This window comes from Pseudomonas sp. CFBP 13602, from assembly GCF_014842725.1.
Classification (GTDB): Bacteria; Pseudomonadota; Gammaproteobacteria; order Pseudomonadales; family Pseudomonadaceae; genus Aquipseudomonas; species Aquipseudomonas baltica.
Window position 1 is genome coordinate 552,312 of sequence record NZ_JACYVT010000002.1, and the last position, 18,003, is coordinate 570,314.

Genomic DNA, 18,003 nt, shown 5'->3' on the forward strand with positions numbered 1-18,003 from the left:
AGGTACCGGGGCTTTTTTTTGTGCGGCCTACACCGAACCTACATCTCCACCTGCGTACCGAGTTCGATCACCCGGTTCACCGGCAGTTTGAAGAAGCGCAGGTTGCCATTGGCATTCTTCAGCATGAAGGCGAACAACTGCTCGCGCCAGCGCGCCATGCCGGCCAACTTGGAGGCGATCACCGTCTCGCGGCTGAGGAAATAGGTGGTGCGCATCGGGCTGAAGTCCAGCTCCGGCAGATCGCACAGGGCCAGGGCGCCGGGCACGTCCGGTTCGTCCATGAAGCCGTAATGCAGAATGACCCGGAAGAACCCTTCGCCATAGCTCTGCACCTCGAACCGACGTGCAATGGGCACCCTCGGTGTGTCTTCGTTGACCACCGTCAACAGCACCACCTGCTCATGCAACACCTGGTTGTGCAGCAGGTTGTGCAACAACGCGTGGGGCACGGCATCGGAACGTGCAGTAAGGAACACCGCCGTGCCCTGGACGCGATGCGGCGGCTGTACGCTGATGCTGCCGATGAAGATCGGCAGCGGCAACCCGCCTTCGTCGATCCGTTCGACCAGCAGTTGCTTGCCGCGCTTCCAGGTGGTCATGAGGATGAACAACACGGTTCCCGCCAGCACTGGAAACGCACCGCCCTGAATGATCTTCGGCACGTTGGCGGCGAAGAACAGGCCATCGACCAGAAGGCAACCCAGCAGAACCGGGACGGCCAGCACCGGTGGCCACTTCCACAGCAGCAGCATCACGGCCGACACCAGGATGGTGGTCATCAACATGGTCCCGGTGACGGCGACGCCATAGGCCGAGGCCAGCGCACCGGAGGATTCGAAACCGATCACCAGCAGCACCACGCCAACCATCAACGCCCAGTTCACAGCGCCGATATAGATCTGCCCCTGCTCGCTGCTCGACGTGTGCTGGATGTGCATGCGCGGGATGTAGCCCAGCTGGATGGCCTGCTGGGTCAGGGAGAACGCGCCGGAGATCACCGCCTGCGATGCGATCACGGTGGCCAGGGTGGACAGTGCCACCAGCGGCACCAAGGCCCAGCCTGGCGCCAGCAGGAAGAACGGATTGCGCGCCGCCTCGGGGTTTTCCAGCAACAGGCCGCCCTGCCCGAAGTAGTTCAGCACCAGGGCAGGCAGCACCAGAATGAACCAGGCACGGGCAATCGGCTTGCGGCCAAAATGCCCCATGTCGGCATACAGCGCCTCGGCGCCGGTCAGTGCCAGCACCACGGCGCCGAGGATCGCCACACCCATCCCGGGGTGAACGATGAAGAAGCGCACTGCCCAGACCGGATTGAACGCCTTGAGCACTTCGGGGTGCTGGTATACCCCGTAGGCACCCAGCAGCCCCAGCACCAGGAACCACACCACCATCACCGGCCCGAACAGCTTGCCGATGCGTTGTGTACCGTGCTTCTGGATCAAGAACAGCGCCACCAGTACCACCAGCGCCATCGGCACCACCCAGCGCTCCAGGCCATCGAACGCCAGTTCCATGCCCTCGATGGCCGAAAGCACCGACACCGCCGGGGTGATCATGCTGTCGCCGTAGAACAGCGCGGCACCGGCCAGCCCGCACACCACCATCAAGGCACGCAGCCTGGGCAGCGAGGCGGTGGCACGCGTCGCCAACGCCGTCAGGGCCATGATGCCGCCTTCGCCCTGGTTGTCGGCGCGCAACACGAACAGCATGTACTTGATCGAGACGACCCAGATCAGCGACCAGAAAATCAGCGAGAGGATGCCCAGCACCCCGTCGTGGGAAATGGGCACGCCATAGCCCCCGGAAAAGACTTCCTTGAGCGTGTACAACGGGCTGGTGCCGATGTCGCCATAAACGACACCGACCGCTGCCACCAGCATGCCGATCGGTCGGGCCGCCGAATGTCCGCCATTGCCGTTACTGCTTGCCTGAACCATCGACCACTCCCGCACCCGTGATTTGTAACGCCATGTGGCGAGATGCGGCGAAGCATAGCGCAGCACTCGTCGCAATTCCTCGCATAATGCTGGTCAAGCGACCCAGCCATCGCTAGAATTGCGCACTTTTTGATCAGAGGCGTACCCAGCGCCCACCTGTGTGGCCCACGAGGCCCTATCGATACCGAGGTTAGCCATGTCCACCACTCCTTCGTCGGCCGCTCCAAAGGTCGGCTTCGTCTCGCTGGGTTGCCCCAAGGCCCTGGTCGATTCCGAGCGAATCCTGACTCAGTTGCGCATGGAAGGTTACCAGGTGGTGTCCACCTACGAGGACGCCGACGTGGTGGTCGTCAACACCTGTGGTTTCATCGATACCGCCAAGGCCGAGTCCCTGGAAGTGATCGGCGAAGCGCTCAAGGAGAACGGCAAGGTCATCGTCACCGGCTGCATGGGCGTGGAAGAGAATGCCATTCGCAAGGTGCACCCCAGCGTGCTGTCGGTCACCGGCCCGCAGCAGTACGAGCAGGTGGTCAACGCGGTGCACCAGGTGGTGCCGCCTCGGCATGACCACAACCCGCTGATCGACCTGGTACCGCCCCAGGGCATCAAGCTGACGCCGCGTCACTACGCCTACCTGAAAATCTCCGAAGGCTGCAACCACAGCTGCAGCTTCTGCATCATCCCCTCGATGCGCGGCAAGCTGGTCAGCCGTCCGGTGGGCGATGTGCTGAGCGAGGCCGAGCGCCTGGTCAAGGCCGGGGTCAAGGAAGTGCTGGTCATCTCCCAGGACACCAGTGCCTATGGGGTGGACGTCAAGTACAAGACCGACTTCTGGAACGGTCGCCCGGTCAAGACACGCATGCTCGAATTGTGCGAAGCCCTGAGCACCCTGGGCGTCTGGGTGCGCCTGCACTACGTGTACCCCTACCCCAACGTCGACGACATCATCCCGCTGATGGCCGCCGGCAAGATCCTCCCGTACCTGGACATCCCCTTCCAGCACGCCAGCCCGAAAGTGCTCAAGGCCATGAAACGCCCGGCCTTCGAAGACAAGACCCTGGCGCGGATCAAGAAGTGGCGCGAGCAGTGCCCGGACCTGATCATCCGTTCGACCTTCATCGTCGGCTTCCCCGGCGAGACCGAGGAAGATTTCCAGTACCTGCTGGACTGGCTGAGCGAGGCGCAACTGGACCGCGTTGGCTGCTTCCAGTATTCGCCGGTCGAGGGCGCGCCTGCCAACCTGCTGGACGCTGCCATCGTCCCCGACGACGTGAAACAGGACCGTTGGGACCGCTTCATGGCGCACCAGCAGGCCATCAGTGCCGCACGCCTGCAGATGCGCATCGGCAAGCGCGTGGAAGTGCTGATCGATGAGGTCGAGGAACAGGGTGCGGTGGGCCGTTGCTTCTTCGACGCCCCGGAAATCGACGGCAACGTGTTCATCGGCGATGCCACCCATCTCAAGCCGGGCGACAAGGTCTGGTGCACCATCGTCGATGCCGACGAATACGATCTGTGGGCCGAACTGGCCTGATTCGAGCTGCCCTGGCTCGACAGGCAAGACGGCGGCGACCGGCCCGGTTCGCCGCCACGCCAGCCGCAGGCGCCAGACGCCGGGCAATCTGCGCGGGCTTAACCGCCTCCAGGCAGTTACACTAGCGCCCTTTCCTTGCTACGGCCGCAGTCATGTCTGAACCCACTCGTCTCTCCAAACGCCTCATCGAACTGGTCGGGTGTTCCCGCCGCGAGGCCGAACTCTTCATCGAAGGCGGCTGGGTGTCCGTTGACGGCGTGGTGGTCGACGAACCGCAGTTCAAGGTGGACGCACAGAAGGTCGAGCTCGATCCCCAGGCCAAGGCCGAAGCACCGGAGCCGGTGACCCTGTTGCTGCACCAGGCGCCGGGACAGAGCGCCGAAGAGGCGCTGGCTACGCTCAACGCCCAGACTCTGTCCAGCGAGCACGGCTTTGGCAAGCGTCCGCTCAAGGGCCACTTCCTGCGCCTGAGCTGCGCGGCCGAGCTGCCTGCCAATGCCAGCGGTCTGCAGATCTTTACCCAGGACTGGAAGACCCTGCGCAAGCTGACCGCCGATGCGGCCAAGATCGAACAGGAATACGTGGTGGAAATCACCGGCGAGATGAGCCCCCACGGCCTCAACCGCCTCAATCATGGCGCGATGTACAAGGGCAAGGCGCTGCCGGCGGTGAAAGCCAGCTGGCAGAACGAGACACGCCTGCGCTTCGCCTTGAAGAACCCGGCACCCGGGGTGCTGCAGCAACTGTGCGCCAGTGTCGGTCTGACGATCGTCTCGATCCGCCGCATTCGCGTGGGCGGTGTGTCGATGGGCAAGCTGCCCCTGGGCCAGTGGCGCTACCTGACGACCAAGGAAAAATTCTGAACCCTCTCTTTTTCCGGCGCTGCCTGGGCAGCGTCGTTCAACCAGGATACACACCATGATCCACAACGATGTACTGCGCAGCGTGCGCTACATGCTCGACATCAGCGACGGCAAAGTTGCCGACATCACCGCTTTGGGCGGACTGGAAATCAGCAAGGCCGACGTCATCAGCTACACCAAGAAGGACGAAGAAGAAGGCTTCGTGCATTGTCCGGATGCTGTCCTGGCGCATTTTCTCGATGGCCTGGTGATCTATCGCCGCGGTCGCGACGAGACCCGCCCCGCCCAGGCGGTCGAGCTGCCGGTCACCAACAACATCGTCTTGAAGAAACTGCGCGTGGCCTTCGAACTCAAGGAAGACGACATGCACGCCGTGCTCAAGTCGGTCGACTTTCCGGTGTCCAAACCTGAACTGAGCGCCTTGTTTCGCAAGTTTGGCCACAACAACTACCGTGCGTGCGGCGACCAGTTGCTGCGCAACTTCCTCAAGGGCCTGACCCTGCGAGTCCGCGGCTGAGCCCCATGGTCTATAGCGTCGAACCGATCGGTTTTATCCGCTCCTGCTTCAAGGAAAAATTCGCCATTCCGCGCCAGCCGCAACTGGCGCCGGCCGCGCGCGGCGTGCTGGAGCTGCTGCCACCGTTCGATCAGGGCGAGGCCGTGCAGGGCCTGGAACAGGTCAGCCATGTATGGCTGCTGTTCCTGTTCCATGAGGCCCTGGAAGACAAGCCGCGTTTGAAGGTCCGTCCGCCGCGCCTGGGCGGCAACAGGTCGATCGGCGTTTTCGCCACGCGGGCCACCCATCGGCCCAATGGCATCGGTCAATCGGTGGTCCGCCTGGACAAGGTCGAAGGCGCGCGCCTGCACCTCTCCGGCATCGATTTGCTCGACGGCACACCAGTGCTGGACATCAAACCCTACGTGCCCTATGCCGACAACGTGCCTGCTGCCGTCAACGCCATCGCCAGCGCCGCGCCTGAGCCCATTGCCGTGCAGTGGCTGGACGCGGGACTGGCGCAAGCCAGGGCGCACGCCATGCGCCTGGGCGAGCCGTTGGTGGAGTTGATCGAGCAATGCCTGGCCCAGGATCCGCGTCCGGCCTACCAGAAGCCTGCACCCGAGCGCGAATACGGGGCCCGGTTCTGGGATGTGGACGTACGCTGGCATTACCCGCGCCCCGACTGCATTTGCGTGCTGGAAGTGGTGCTCTCCTGAGCCTGCGCATCGCTCACAAAAAAACCGCCCGAGGGCGGTTTTTTCATGGTGCTGGCCAGCCGCTTACTTCTCGACGAAGGCGCGCTCGATCAGGTAGTCACCCGGCTCGCGCATGCGCGGCGAGACGGTCAGGCCGAAGCTGTTGAGCACTTCGCTGGTTTCGTCGAGCATGCTCGGGCTGCCGCACAGCATGGCACGGTCGTCCTGCGGGTTGATCGGCGGCAGGCCGATGTCGCTGAACAGCTTGCCGCTGCGCATCAGATCGGTCAGGCGGCCTTCGTTCTCGAACGGCTCGCGCGTCACGGTGGGGTAGTAGATCAGCTTGTCGCGCAGTGCCTCGCCGAAGAATTCGTTCTGCGGCAGGTGCTCGGTGATGAACTCGCGGTAGGCGACCTCGTTCACGTAGCGCACGCCATGGCAAAGAATGACCTTTTCGAAACGCTCGTAGGTTTCCGGGTCCTGGATGACGCTCATGAACGGCGCCAGGCCGGTGCCGGTGCTCAGCAGGTACAGGTGCTTGCCCGGCTTGAGGTCATCGAGAACCAGCGTGCCGGTGGGCTTCTTGCTGATGATGATCTCGTCGCCTTCCTTCAGGTGCTGCAGCTGCGAGGTCAGCGGGCCATCGGGCACCTTGATGCTGAAGAACTCCAGATGCTCTTCCCAGTTCGGGCTGGCGATCGAATAGGCGCGCATAAGCGGGCGGCCGGTGGGTTGTTGCAGGCCGATCATCACGAACTGCCCGTTCTCGAAGCGCAGGCCCGGATCGCGGGTGCACTTGAAGCTGAACAGGGTGTCATTCCAGTGATGAACACTGAGTACACGTTCGTGGTTCATGTTGCTCATGTACGGGGCTCCTAGAAAAAGCGTACGCCTGACAGGGGCGCGATTGCGCAATAGTTTACGGGGCTCAACAATATCTGTTAAATGGATTATTAAGATATGGGTAATCGGTTATATAGATATGCGATTCACACTTCGTCAATTGCAGGTATTCGTCGCCGTGGCCCAGCAGGAAAGCGTGTCACGCGCCGCGAACCTGCTGTCGCTGTCGCAGTCGGCGACCAGCACCTCGATCACCGAGCTCGAACGGCAATCGAGCTGTCAGTTGTTCGACCGCGCCGGCAAGCGCCTGAGTCTCAACGCCTTGGGTCATCAACTGCTGCCCCAGGCCGTGGCCCTGCTCGACCAGGCCAAGGAAATCGAAGACCTGCTCAACGGCAAGTCAGGATTCGGTTCGTTGGCGGTAGGCGCGACTTTGACCATCGGCAACTATCTGGCCACTCTGCTGATCGGCCGTTTCATGCAGGTGCACCCGGAAAGCCAGGTCAAGCTGCATGTCCAGAACACTGCGAACATCGTTCAGCAGGTGGCGCACTATGAAATCGACCTGGGGCTGATCGAGGGCGACTGCAGCCATCCAGACATCGAGGTGCAACCCTGGGTCGAAGACGAGTTGGTGGTGTTCTGTGCGCCACGGCATCCATTGGCTTCGGTGCCCAGTGCCAGCCTGGCCTTGCTGACCCAGGAGGCGTGGATTCTGCGCGAACAGGGCTCGGGCACGCGCCTGACATTCGACCAGGCCATGCGTCACCATCGTCTGGCACTCAACATCCGCCTGGAACTGGAACACACCGAAGCGATCAAGCGCGCCGTGGAGTCCGGGCTGGGCATCGGGTGCATTTCCCGGCTGGCACTGCGCGATGCCTTTCGGCGCGGCAGCCTGGTGCCGGTGCACACGCCCGAGCTGGATCTGGCGCGGCAGTTCTATTTCATTTGGCACAAACGCAAGTACCAGACCTCGGCCATGCGCGAGTTTCTCGACCTGTGCCGCGCCTTCACCGCCGGCGCGCAGCGCAGTGACGAGATCGTCCTGCCCGACATCGCCTGAGCCAGGCATCGGTCAAAGCAGAATCACCGCCCACACCAGCACGATCATGCTCAAGGCAACGAACTGAGCTGCGCTGCCCATGTCCTTGGCATTCTTCGACAATGGGTGACGCTCCAGCGAGATGCGATCGATAGCCGCCTCGATCGCCGAGTTGAGCAATTCAACGATCAACGCCAGCAGGCACACCGCGATGAGCACCGCGCGCTCCACGCGGCTGACCTGCAACAAAAAGCTCAGCGGCACCAGCACGACGTTGAGCAGCACCAACTGGCGAAACGCCGCTTCGCCGGTGAAGGCTGCACGCAGACCATCGAAGGAGTAACCCGTAGCATTGAGAATACGTTTGAGGCCGGTCTGGCCCTTGAAAGGTGACATGCGCGACGATCCAGGAAAGGAAGACGGCCGACGATGAAACGTTCGGCGTGAAAAAGGCGTGACGGTGCAGCTCAGTTGGCGGAGGTTGACTCCAATTGTTGCAACAGCAGGGCAGCCTGGGTGCGAGTACGCACGCCGAGCTTGCGAAAGATCGCTGTTACATGGGCCTTGATGGTGGCTTCCGACACGCTCAACTCGTAGGCGATCTGCTTGTTCAACAAACCTTCGCACACCATGGTCAGTACCCTGAACTGTTGGGGCGTCAGGCTGGCAAGCCCTTCGCTGGCGGCCTTGGCTTCCGCCGAAACGCTGACCGCCTCGAATGCCTGCGGCGGCCACCAGACTTCCCCATCCAGCACCTCGCGTACGGCCGCTTGAATGGTTTCGAGCGAACTGGACTTGGGAATGAAGCCACTGGCGCCGAATTCACGCGAGCGCACCATGACCCAGGCGTCTTCCTGAGCCGAAACCATCACCACGGGTATGTGCGGATACTGGCCGCGCAGCAATACCAATCCGGAAAAACCGTAGGCGCCGGGCATATTCAGGTCCAGCAGCACCAGGTCCCAGTCGGCCTTTTCGTCGAGGCGCCCTTCGAGCTCGGCAATACTCGCCACCTCTACCAGACGCACTTCTGCGCCCAGACCCATGGTCAAGGCTTGATGCAGCGCGCTGCGAAACAGCGGATGGTCGTCGGCGATCAGGATTTCGTAAGTGGCCATCGATCACAGGATTCCAGGAAATGAAGCCGTTCGGACAGTATCCGCCCGATTCGGCGCCAAGAATGCCGACCCCGGCCATGGTGGTCAAGCGACTCCATGGCCAGAGCCCGCGTCGCCGCCAGGATTATAGATAGTTGGCCAGAAACCGATGCGCCGCATCGGTCTCGTCCACTGGCTCCTGGAATTTCGCTGCCAGGTAATGCGCACTGAACACATCGAGGTAGGCATCCAGTACGCGCGCCGCCTGCTCGTCGCCGGCCAGCTCCAGACACAGCGCCGCCACCTCGGCGGTGCAGAAGTGATCGTCGCGCTTGGAGCGGCGCAAGGTGTAGCGCGACAGTTGTTCGGGCGCCAGGCTCAACACCGGCAGCGAGGCCAGGTACGGACTCTTGCGGAACATCTTTCGCGCTTCGGTCCAGGTAGCGTCCAACAGTATGAACAAAGGCCGTCGACCGAGCTGCGGCGCCACGCTGCTGGTTACCCGCTGCGGCTCGACGAACTCTCCGGGAAAGACCAGATAGGGCTGCCACTGCGGATCCGCCAAAAGTGCCAGCAACCGCGGGTCGACGGCTACGCGCGACCACATGAAGGCGTGGGTGTCGGCGATCACGTCGGCAATCAGCCAGCCGGTGTTGCTCGGCTTCATGGGTTCCACGTCATGCATCAGCAGGCACATGGCCGACCGTGCGTCGACGTTGGGACGCCACGCGCACAGGCAGTACTGCGGAATGACTCGGCAACGCGGGCATCGAGGCGCGCGTGAACCCCGTGCGGTAAATGGCTGGGTACTGCGCGCCAGGCGCTCGGCGCGCAGACGGGAAACGGCATGGCTCATTGCGGATCACGGTAGAGTCTGGGGGCGCGGATTCTAACAGAGCTGGCTCCGGAACGATGTCGATGGTGAGCCGACGTGCCGCGCCGTATAATCGGCTACCCTCAGAGGTGGGTGAACGCCTGCGCCATTGGCGGGTCTTACGCCCACTTGTCTTGCCCGGCTTTTTGCCCAGGAGTGTTTCATGCTGCGCTTTATCGCCCCGTCCCTCGCCTTGCTGCTTGCCTTGCCGCTGGCCGCCCACGCTGCATCGCTGAAGGAACTGGAGCTGTCGAAAAACCTGCAGAAAGTGGCTCAGCAAAGCAGTGTGGGTACACCGCGCGCAATCAATGAAGACATCCTCGATCAGGGTTTCACCGTCGAAGGCAACCAACTGGTCAATCACCTGAGCGTTCGCGAAAGCCAGGCCTACGAGATGCGCCGCGACCCCAAAACCGTTTACCTGCAACTGGGCGCAAGCGTATGTCGCAACAAGGGTTTTCGTGATCTGATGGCACAGGGCGCCGTGATGCGCTATGACTTCACCGAATACAAGACCAATCGCGCCATCGGCAGCCAGTCCTACACTGCTAAGGACTGCGGCAAGTAATACTCCAGGAAATGTAGCGGTGCTACTCGACGAACACCGCTGCCTCACCGGCAGAAGGGATCAGTCCAGATCCTTGCCGTTGAGCAGACGAGAAATCAGCTCCATCGGGTAGCCCCGATAGGCCAGAAAACGCGTCTGCTGGGCGCGCTCCTTGAGTTCAACGGGAAGCCTGGCAGCGAATTTGCGTTCCCAGAGCTCGCGTAGCTGCACCGCCCAATCGAATCCGCTTTGACGAAGTGCCTGCTCGACATCGGCGCGCTGCAAACCGCGCTGGGTCAGGTCTTCGCGTATTCGTGCGGGCCCGTAGCCGGAGTTGGCCCGATAGCGAATGAAGCTTTCCAGGTAGCGTGCTTCCGACAACAAGCCTTCGTCGGTCAGACGATCAAGCTCGGTATCGATCATTTCGGGAGAGGCGCCGCGCTGACGCAATTTGCGCGTCAGCTCGACTCGACCATGCTCGCGACGTGCGAGCAGGTCCATGGCAGACCGTCGCACGGCGACGGGTGTATCCAATACGACAGGTGGCATGAGGCTGATCAGAAATCGGCTTCAGCTTCAGCCGTATCGGCAGCCGGTGCAGTCGCGGAAGCCTTGTCGGCTGCAGCCTTGTCGGTACCGCCAGTCAGCAGCTTGTCGCGGATCTGCTTTTCCAGGGTGGCCTTGATCTCGGGGTTGTCTTGCAGGAACTTGGCCGAGTTGGCCTTGCCCTGACCGATCTTGCTGCCTTGATAGCTGTACCAGGCGCCCGATTTCTCCAACAGGCCGTTGGCCACACCCAGGTCGACGATTTCACCGTTGAGGTAGATGCCCTTGCCGTACAGGATCTGGAATTCAGCCTGACGGAATGGCGGTGCCACCTTGTTCTTGACGACCTTGACGCGGGTTTCGCTGCCCACCACTTCGTCGCCTTCCTTGACCGCGCCGGTCCGGCGAATGTCCAGACGAACCGATGCGTAGAACTTCAGCGCGTTACCACCGGTGGTGGTTTCCGGGCTGCCGAACATCACACCGATCTTCATGCGGATCTGGTTGATGAAGATGACCAGGCAGTTGGCGTTCTTGATGTTACCGGTGATCTTGCGCAGTGCCTGCGACATCAGGCGTGCCTGCAGACCCACGTGCATGTCGCCCATCTCGCCTTCGATCTCGGCCTTGGGCACCAGTGCAGCGACGGAGTCGACGATGATGACGTCAACCGCATTGGAGCGCACCAGCATGTCGGTGATTTCCAGCGCCTGCTCACCGGTGTCCGGCTGGGATACCAGCAGGTCATCGACATTGACGCCCAGCTTGCCGGCGTACTCGGGATCCAGCGCGTGCTCGGCGTCGACGAAGGCGCAGGTTGCACCGGCCTTCTGGGCCTGGGCGATGACCGACAGCGTCAACGTGGTTTTACCCGACGATTCCGGGCCATAGATCTCGACGATCCGGCCTTTTGGCAGACCACCGATACCCAGCGCGATATCCAGGCCGAGCGAACCGGTAGAGATGGCCGGGATCGCTTGACGCTCGTGGTCACCCATGCGCATGACAGCGCCTTTACCGAATTGACGTTCGATCTGACCCAGGGCCGCAGCCAAGGCACGCTTCTTGTTGTCGTCCATTGAAGTCCTCACGTAATCAATAAGGCCTGACGGCCATAACACCTGTATAAGTAGCCAGTATTATTCCACACACCATGCCCCTCGCCTACCCCTGAAATGGTTTTTCTCCAGTGGCAAGGTGTAACAAACCCTGCAGGGCTGCCACGACGGTTTGCCGGCGCACGGCCTCGCGGTCGCCGGCAAACTGCTCGCGTCGACAAAACGTCTGCGCACCGTCGGCCCAGGCCAGCCATACCGTGCCGACAGGCTTTTCAGCGGAGCCGCCGCCGGGGCCGGCAACGCCGCTGACCGCCACCGCAAAGCGCGCTTTGCTGTGGCCCTGAGCACCGCGCACCATGGCTTCGACCACTTCGCGGCTGACCGCCCCGACCTGCTCGAACAGCTCGCTCGGAACCTGCAGCTGAGCGGTTTTCTGCGCATTGGAATAAGTGACGTAGCCGGCCTCGAACCAGGCCGAACTGCCGGCGATGCGAGTGATCGCCTCGGCGATACCGCCTCCCGTGCAGGACTCCGCCGTGGTGGCTTGGGCGCCCAGGGCGAGCAGGCGCTGGCCGAGTTCGGCAGAGAGTGAGGTCGAGGCGTCCATAACAGCTCCTTGATCAGGCGGCCGATGAGGCTACGCCCTCCTGCCATGCAGGTCAAAGTCGCCATGGCGTGCCTGGGTATGACCGGCCCGGAGGGCAATCGTGCGACCGCGTGACCGGTGCCAACGTCCTACATGGTGAAAAAAATCCCTGTACTATTGGCGCCTGCCTTACGTCCCCAAGACACCCGCGAGCTAAGTCCTTGAATGTCCGATTTTTCTAACCACACCCCGATGATGCAGCAGTACTGGAAGCTGAAGAATCAGCATCCCGACCAGTTGATGTTCTACCGCATGGGCGACTTCTACGAAATCTTCTACGAGGATGCGAAGAAGGCTGCCAAATTGCTCGACATCACCCTGACCGCCCGTGGACAGTCGGCGGGGCAGTCGATCCCCATGTGCGGTATTCCCTACCATGCCGCCGAGGGCTACCTGGCCAAACTGGTCAAGCTGGGCGAGTCGGTGGTGATCTGCGAGCAGATAGGCGACCCGGCCACCAGCAAGGGGCCGGTCGATCGGCAAGTGGTACGGATCATCACGCCCGGCACGGTCAGCGACGAAGCGTTGCTCGACGAGCGCCGCGACAACCTGATCGCGGCGGTGTTGGGCGACGAGCGCCTGTTCGGCCTGGCGGTGCTGGACATCACCAGCGGCAGCTTCATGGTCATGGAGTTGGCGGGATGGGAAAACCTGCTGGCGGAGCTAGAGCGGATCAACCCGGTCGAACTGCTGATCCCCGATGACTGGCCGCAAGGGTTGCCGGCGGAAAAGCGCAAGGGCTCGCGCCGCCGGGCGCCTTGGGACTTCGAGCGGGACACTGCGCACAAGAGCCTGTGCCAGCAGTTCGCAACCCAGGACCTCAAGGGCTTCGGCTGCGAGAAGCTGACGCTGGCCATCGGCGCCGCGGGCTGCCTGCTCGGCTACGCCAAGGAAACCCAGCGCACCGCCCTGCCCCATCTGCGCAGCCTGCGTCACGAACGGCTGGACGACACGGTGGTGCTGGACGGCGCCAGTCGCCGCAACCTGGAGCTGGACACCAACCTTGCCGGCGGACGCGACAACACCCTGCAATCGGTCATCGACCGCTGCCAGACCGCCATGGGCAGCCGCCTGCTGACCCGCTGGCTCAATCGACCACTGCGTGACCTCAAGGTGTTGCAGGCGCGTCAGGGCTCCATCGGCTGCCTGCTCGAGGGCTACCGCTTCGAAAGCCTGCAACCGCAGCTCAAGGAAATCGGCGACATCGAGCGGATTCTCGCAAGGATCGGGCTGCGCAATGCCCGACCGCGGGACCTGGCGCGACTGCGCGATGCGCTGGCCGCCCTGCCCGAACTGCAGGTGGCAATGGCCGAGCTCGAAGCGCCGCACCTGGCGCAGCTGGCGGCCATTGCCGGGACCTACCCGGAACTGGCCGATCTGCTGGCCAAGGCCATCGTCGACAATCCGCCCGCCGTCATCCGCGACGGCGGCGTACTGAAAACCGGCTACGACAGCGAGCTGGACGAACTGCTGTCGCTGAGCGAGAACGCCGGCCAGTTTCTGATCGACCTGGAGGCCAGGGAGAAGGCCCGTACGGGCTTGTCCCACTTGAAAGTGGGCTACAACCGCGTCCACGGCTACTTCATCGAGCTGCCCAGCAAACAGGCCGAGCAAGCCCCGGCGGACTACATCCGGCGGCAGACGCTCAAAGGTGCCGAGCGCTTCATTACCCCTGAACTCAAGGCTTTCGAAGACAAGGCGCTGTCGGCCAAGAGCCGTGCCCTGGCCCGTGAGAAATCGCTGTACGAAGCGTTGCTGGAAAACCTCATCGGTCATCTGCCGCCACTGCAGGACACCGCCGCAGCGCTGGCCGAACTGGACGTGCTGAGCAACCTCGCCGAGCGAGCGCTGAACCTGGACCTCAATTGCCCCCGCTTCGTCGACGAGCCGTGCCTGCGTATTGACCAGGGTCGCCATCCGGTCGTGGAACAAGTACTCACCACACCCTTCGTGGCCAACGACCTGAGCCTGGACGACAGCACCCGCATGCTGGTGATCACCGGTCCGAACATGGGCGGTAAATCCACCTACATGCGCCAGACTGCCTTGATCGTGTTGCTGGCGCACATCGGCAGCTTTGTGCCAGCGGCCAGTTGCGAGTTGTCGCTGGTGGACCGCATTTTCACCCGAATCGGCTCCAGTGATGACCTGGCTGGCGGCCGCTCGACGTTCATGGTGGAGATGAGCGAAACCGCGAACATCCTGCACAATGCCACCGAGCGCAGCCTGGTGCTGATGGACGAAGTGGGCCGCGGCACCAGCACGTTCGATGGCTTGTCGCTGGCCTGGGCTGCCGCCGAATGCCTGGCCGGACTGCGCGCCTATACCTTGTTCGCCACTCACTACTTCGAGCTGACCGTGCTGCCGGAAAGCCAGCCACTGGTGGCCAACGTGCACCTGAGCGCCACCGAACACAACGAGCGCATCGTTTTTCTGCACCATGTGCTGGCTGGCCCTGCCAGCCAGAGCTACGGGTTGGCGGTCGCGCAATTGGCCGGGGTACCGGCCGCAGTCATCCTGCGCGCCAAGGAACACCTGAGTCGTCTGGAAACCACCAGCCTGCCCCACGAGACCCCAACGCCCATGCCCGGCAAGACAGCGAAGCCCCATCAGGCTGACCTGTTTGCCAGCCTGCCGCACCCGGTGCTGGAACAGATTGCCAAGACCGACATCGATGGACTGACCCCGCGGCAAGCGATCGAATTGCTCTATGCACTGAAGAACCGGGTCTAACGCTTATTCCTACAAGCTGATAGAATCCCGCGCGGTTTGGGAATGCCAATGGCTTTTAGCCTGGTCTGCGGCTGACCTGCCCAAACCAAGCGGCCCTGTGAAGGGCTTCGCTGCCGCCGCCTGAGGAGAGAAATAGAAATGACCTTCGTCGTCACCGACAACTGCATCAAGTGCAAATACACCGACTGCGTGGAAGTCTGTCCGGTGGACTGCTTCTACGAAGGCCCGAACTTCCTGGTGATTCACCCGGATGAGTGCATCGACTGCGCACTGTGCGAGCCTGAATGCCCGGCCCAAGCCATCTTCTCCGAAGATGAAGTGCCCGAGGACATGCAGGAATTCATCCAGCTGAACGTGGACTTGGCCGAAGTCTGGCCGAACATTACCGAGAAGAAGGATGCGCTGCCCGAGGCCGAAGCGTTCGACGGCGTGAAAGGCAAGCTCAAGGACCTGGAGCGCTAGGGCACGCTCGTTGCCTCGTACCAGCTGATGGCGACCGCCACGCCTGCCGCGCAGGCGTGTGTGACACCGGACGGCGCGGCTGGCCACTCGCTCTCGACCTCAAAAAAAAGTCAAAAAAAGGGGCGGTAATGAGCCGCCCACCTTTCCCTGTCCCTTTTATCCCTGTCATCGTCCTGATGAATCGCGTCACTGCGATATCCCTTTTGGGCGCTCGATCCTGAGCACCTGTGTCGTCCCTGAACACGCCTTGATATTAACGCATCCTGTGCGCAGGACAACCGCGAATAATTCCCATCATAATCTGACTTGGGTGTCAGCTTATTCGATAATGTGTTCAAGAACGTGCAGTTAGATAGACAAGAGTTCCAACTTACAAAACTTTGACTGGATAAATAGCCAAAGGCTTACACAAGGTCACAGTGAACACTGACAACATCGCACTGCGACTAGGCCAACAATAAAAACGCCCCTTGAAAAAGGGGCGTTCAAGTCGTGCGGTAACGGCGGCTATTGAAACAATGACTCGCTGGACAGCCCATTCTTTTCGAGTATCTCGCGTAGTCGCTTGAGGCCTTCCACCTGGATCTGTCGCACGCGCTCGCGGGTCAAGCCGATTTCCAGGCCAACGTCTTCCAGCGTGCTGCTCTCGTGGCCCCGCAGGCCAAAACGGCGTACCACCACCTCGCGCTGCTTGTCGGTCAGCTCGGACAGCCACTGGTCTATGCTCTGCGAGAGGTCGTCGTCCTGCAGCAGCTGCAAGGGGTCGGTGGGCCGGTCATCGGTCAGGGTGTCGAGCAAGGTCTTGTCCGAATCCGGCCCGAGCGAGACATCCACCGAGGATACCCGCTCGTTGAGCCCAAGCATGCGCTTGACCTCGCCCACGGGCTTCTCGAGCAGATTGGCGATTTCTTCTGGGGACGGTTCGTGATCGAGCTTTTGGGTCAGCTCGCGCGCGGCGCGCAGGTAGACGTTGAGCTCCTTGACCACGTGAATGGGCAGGCGAATGGTCCGGGTCTGATTCATGATCGCCCGTTCGATGGTCTGCCGGATCCACCAGGTGGCATAGGTTGAGAACCGGAAACCGCGCTCGGGATCGAATTTCTCGACCGCACGAATCAGCCCCAGGTTGCCCTCCTCGATGAGGTCGAGCAAGGACAGGCCGCGATTGACATACCGGCGGGCGATCTTGACCACCAGGCGCAGGTTGCTCTCGATCATGCGTTTGCGACCGGCCGGGCAGCCGCTCTGGGAAAGTCGTGCGAAGTGCACCTCTTCTTCGGGAGAAAGCAGAGGCGAAAAACCGATTTCATTCAAATACAGCTGGGTCGCATCGAGCGCCCGCGTGTAGTCGATGTATTTGTGCTGTTTGAGCGATGTGGAATTGCGTGCCTTGGTGCGAACCGCAGGTGCAGCAGGTTCTTCGTTCGACATCACATCCAATACGACGCCGGGTTCCATAAGGAGCACCTCATCGTCGATGTCAAACTCCGGCGCTTCTTTGCTGAGAGCCATTGTTATAGTCCTTTGCTGAGTTCGACCTCAAGCTCCAGCGGCGCCAATCTCCATGGCAGCGCGTGAGCCCGTCCCCACTACGTGGAGGAACAGGCTGGTAGTGCAAATCAACGACGTGGCAGGAATTGCAGCGGATCTACGGGCTTGCCTTGACGGCGAATCTCGAAGTGCAGCTTCACCCGGTCCGTCCCCGTTGAACCCATTTCGGCAATTGTCTGACCGACCTTGACCTGCTGACCCTCCCGAACCAACAACCTGCGGTTATGACCGTAGGCACTGACGTAGGTATCGCTGTGTTTGATGATGACCAATTCGCCGTAGCCCCTCAAACCACTCCCGGCGTAGACCACCGCACCATCAGACGCAGCAAAAACAGGCTGTCCCAAATCACCGGCGATATCAATTCCTTTATTCAAACTGCCGTTTGAAGCGAATTTCCCGATCAAAACACCGTTTGCCGGCCATGCCCAGCCGCCTTGGGTGCGCTCGCCCGCGGGTACCGGGGTAGGCGAAGGGACGGGAATGGCGACGCTGCTGGTGGCGGTCGGTGCCGGGGTGAGCGGACGGCGGGTGACTGTGGTGCGGCTCGAGGAAGACGCAGAGGCGCCGCTCTGGGTGGTCACCACGGTGGTGGCTGGCGCGCCCGAGTTGCCGTCGAAGCGGATCACCTGGCCTGGGCGGATGGTATAGGGCACGGGAATATTGTTGCGCGCAGCCAGGGCCTTGTAGTCCCAACCGTAGCGAAAGGCGATGGAGAACAGCGTGTCGCCTCGCCTGACTGCGTATTGGCCTGTGGTCACCGGCTGGCGCTGCGCCGCTTTGGCCGCGTTGTTGCGATCGACCACGCTGACCTGGCTGGAGGTGCTGGAACAGCCGGACAGAAAGGCTGCGATCGCAACCCCGAGCATCAGGAGCTTGACGCTCGAACTACCTGCACGCTGCCCAATGATTGTGAGGCTCACCCGCCGCTCCTTTGTTGTGGTGACAAGAAAATATCCAACTTCACTACTCGACTTCAAGGCGCATGGGTGCAAGCTGCGGCCGTACCTGCGCCACGACCCGCTGTCAGACAGACGGCGCCGCGCAGAATTCACTCCGCGAACTCACACCGG

General features: G+C 61.9%; 18 protein-coding genes. 8 read left to right on the forward strand and 10 right to left on the reverse strand.

Features of this window, described 5'->3' with window-relative positions:
* Nucleotides 1-38: 38 nt before the first annotated feature.
* Nucleotides 39-1,937, reverse strand: coding sequence for a potassium transporter Kup (locus IFU31_RS05680; protein WP_122476508.1), 1,899 nt, complete (start codon nt 1,935-1,937; stop codon nt 39-41).
* A gap of 196 nt (nt 1,938-2,133) precedes the next feature.
* Here IFU31_RS05680 and rimO point away from each other — a divergent pair, with 196 nt between their 5' ends.
* From rimO to tsaA, 4 genes are all read left to right on the forward strand, one after another.
* On the forward strand, nt 2,134-3,471 hold the full coding sequence (gene rimO / locus IFU31_RS05685; protein WP_192102485.1) for a 30S ribosomal protein S12 methylthiotransferase RimO: 1,338 nt from the start codon (nt 2,134-2,136) through the stop codon (nt 3,469-3,471).
* Between the two features lie 152 nt (nt 3,472-3,623).
* A complete protein-coding gene (locus tag IFU31_RS05690) occupies nt 3,624-4,334 on the forward strand; it encodes an rRNA pseudouridine synthase (RefSeq protein ID WP_192057857.1) in 711 nt (236 codons plus the stop codon).
* Nucleotides 4,335-4,389: 55 nt separating this feature from the next.
* Complete coding sequence (locus IFU31_RS05695) at nt 4,390-4,851, forward strand: DUF1456 family protein (protein WP_192052816.1); 462 nt, start codon at nt 4,390-4,392, stop codon at nt 4,849-4,851.
* A gap of 5 nt (nt 4,852-4,856) precedes the next feature.
* A complete protein-coding gene (gene tsaA, locus IFU31_RS05700) occupies nt 4,857-5,549 on the forward strand; it encodes a tRNA (N6-threonylcarbamoyladenosine(37)-N6)-methyltransferase TrmO (RefSeq protein ID WP_192102486.1) in 693 nt (230 codons plus the stop codon).
* 63 nt (nt 5,550-5,612) lie between these two features.
* Here tsaA and fpr read toward each other — a convergent pair whose 3' ends face one another.
* A complete protein-coding gene (gene fpr, locus IFU31_RS05705) occupies nt 5,613-6,392 on the reverse strand; it encodes a ferredoxin-NADP reductase (RefSeq protein WP_122476516.1) in 780 nt (259 codons plus the stop codon).
* A 118-nt stretch (nt 6,393-6,510) separates the two neighbouring features.
* Between fpr and IFU31_RS05710 the strand changes: the two genes are divergently transcribed.
* The gene (locus tag IFU31_RS05710; RefSeq protein WP_122476517.1) at nt 6,511-7,437 is read left to right on the forward strand and encodes a LysR family transcriptional regulator; all 927 of its coding nucleotides are present in this window, start codon (nt 6,511-6,513) and stop codon (nt 7,435-7,437) included.
* Nucleotides 7,438-7,449: 12 nt separating this feature from the next.
* Here IFU31_RS05710 and IFU31_RS05715 read toward each other — a convergent pair whose 3' ends face one another.
* The 3 genes from IFU31_RS05715 to IFU31_RS05725 all read right to left on the reverse strand — a co-directional run bounded on the left by IFU31_RS05715 (nt 7,450) and on the right by IFU31_RS05725 (nt 9,369).
* A complete protein-coding gene (locus IFU31_RS05715) occupies nt 7,450-7,812 on the reverse strand; it encodes a diacylglycerol kinase (RefSeq protein WP_122476519.1) in 363 nt (120 codons plus the stop codon).
* Nucleotides 7,813-7,883: 71 nt separating this feature from the next.
* Nucleotides 7,884-8,534, reverse strand: a complete 651-nt coding sequence (erdR, locus tag IFU31_RS05720) for a response regulator transcription factor ErdR (RefSeq protein ID WP_122476520.1) — start codon at nt 8,532-8,534, stop codon at nt 7,884-7,886.
* A 124-nt stretch (nt 8,535-8,658) separates the two neighbouring features.
* Complete coding sequence (locus IFU31_RS05725) at nt 8,659-9,369, reverse strand: tRNA-uridine aminocarboxypropyltransferase (protein WP_192102487.1); 711 nt, start codon at nt 9,367-9,369, stop codon at nt 8,659-8,661.
* Between the two features lie 181 nt (nt 9,370-9,550).
* Between IFU31_RS05725 and IFU31_RS05730 the strand changes: the two genes are divergently transcribed.
* A complete protein-coding gene (locus IFU31_RS05730) occupies nt 9,551-9,955 on the forward strand; it encodes a PA3611 family quorum-sensing-regulated virulence factor (protein ID WP_122476523.1) in 405 nt (134 codons plus the stop codon).
* Between the two features lie 60 nt (nt 9,956-10,015).
* Here the strand turns inward: IFU31_RS05730 and recX are convergent, their stop codons facing one another.
* The 3 genes from recX to IFU31_RS05745 all read right to left on the reverse strand — a co-directional run bounded on the left by recX (nt 10,016) and on the right by IFU31_RS05745 (nt 12,145).
* Entirely contained in the window at nt 10,016-10,483 is a 468-nt protein-coding gene (gene recX, locus IFU31_RS05735; RefSeq protein WP_192102488.1) for a recombination regulator RecX, read from the reverse strand.
* Nucleotides 10,484-10,491: 8 nt separating this feature from the next.
* The gene (gene recA, locus IFU31_RS05740; RefSeq protein WP_122476527.1) at nt 10,492-11,559 is read right to left on the reverse strand and encodes a recombinase RecA; all 1,068 of its coding nucleotides are present in this window, start codon (nt 11,557-11,559) and stop codon (nt 10,492-10,494) included.
* 85 nt (nt 11,560-11,644) lie between these two features.
* Nucleotides 11,645-12,145: a CinA family protein gene (locus tag IFU31_RS05745; RefSeq protein WP_122476529.1), complete on the reverse strand. Its 501-nt coding sequence runs from the start codon at nt 12,143-12,145 to the stop codon at nt 11,645-11,647.
* Between the two features lie 204 nt (nt 12,146-12,349).
* Between IFU31_RS05745 and mutS the strand changes: the two genes are divergently transcribed.
* Entirely contained in the window at nt 12,350-14,917 is a 2,568-nt protein-coding gene (mutS, locus tag IFU31_RS05750) for a DNA mismatch repair protein MutS (protein ID WP_122476531.1), read from the forward strand.
* A 138-nt stretch (nt 14,918-15,055) separates the two neighbouring features.
* Complete coding sequence (gene fdxA / locus IFU31_RS05755; protein ID WP_192102489.1) at nt 15,056-15,379, forward strand: ferredoxin FdxA; 324 nt, start codon at nt 15,056-15,058, stop codon at nt 15,377-15,379.
* Nucleotides 15,380-15,886: 507 nt separating this feature from the next.
* Here the strand turns inward: fdxA and rpoS are convergent.
* The gene (rpoS, locus tag IFU31_RS05760) at nt 15,887-16,891 is read right to left on the reverse strand and encodes an RNA polymerase sigma factor RpoS (protein ID WP_122476535.1); all 1,005 of its coding nucleotides are present in this window, start codon (nt 16,889-16,891) and stop codon (nt 15,887-15,889) included.
* Between the two features lie 107 nt (nt 16,892-16,998).
* On the reverse strand, nt 16,999-17,853 hold the full coding sequence (locus IFU31_RS05765; protein WP_122476536.1) for a peptidoglycan DD-metalloendopeptidase family protein: 855 nt from the start codon (nt 17,851-17,853) through the stop codon (nt 16,999-17,001).
* Between the last annotated feature and the right edge of the window lie 150 nt (nt 17,854-18,003).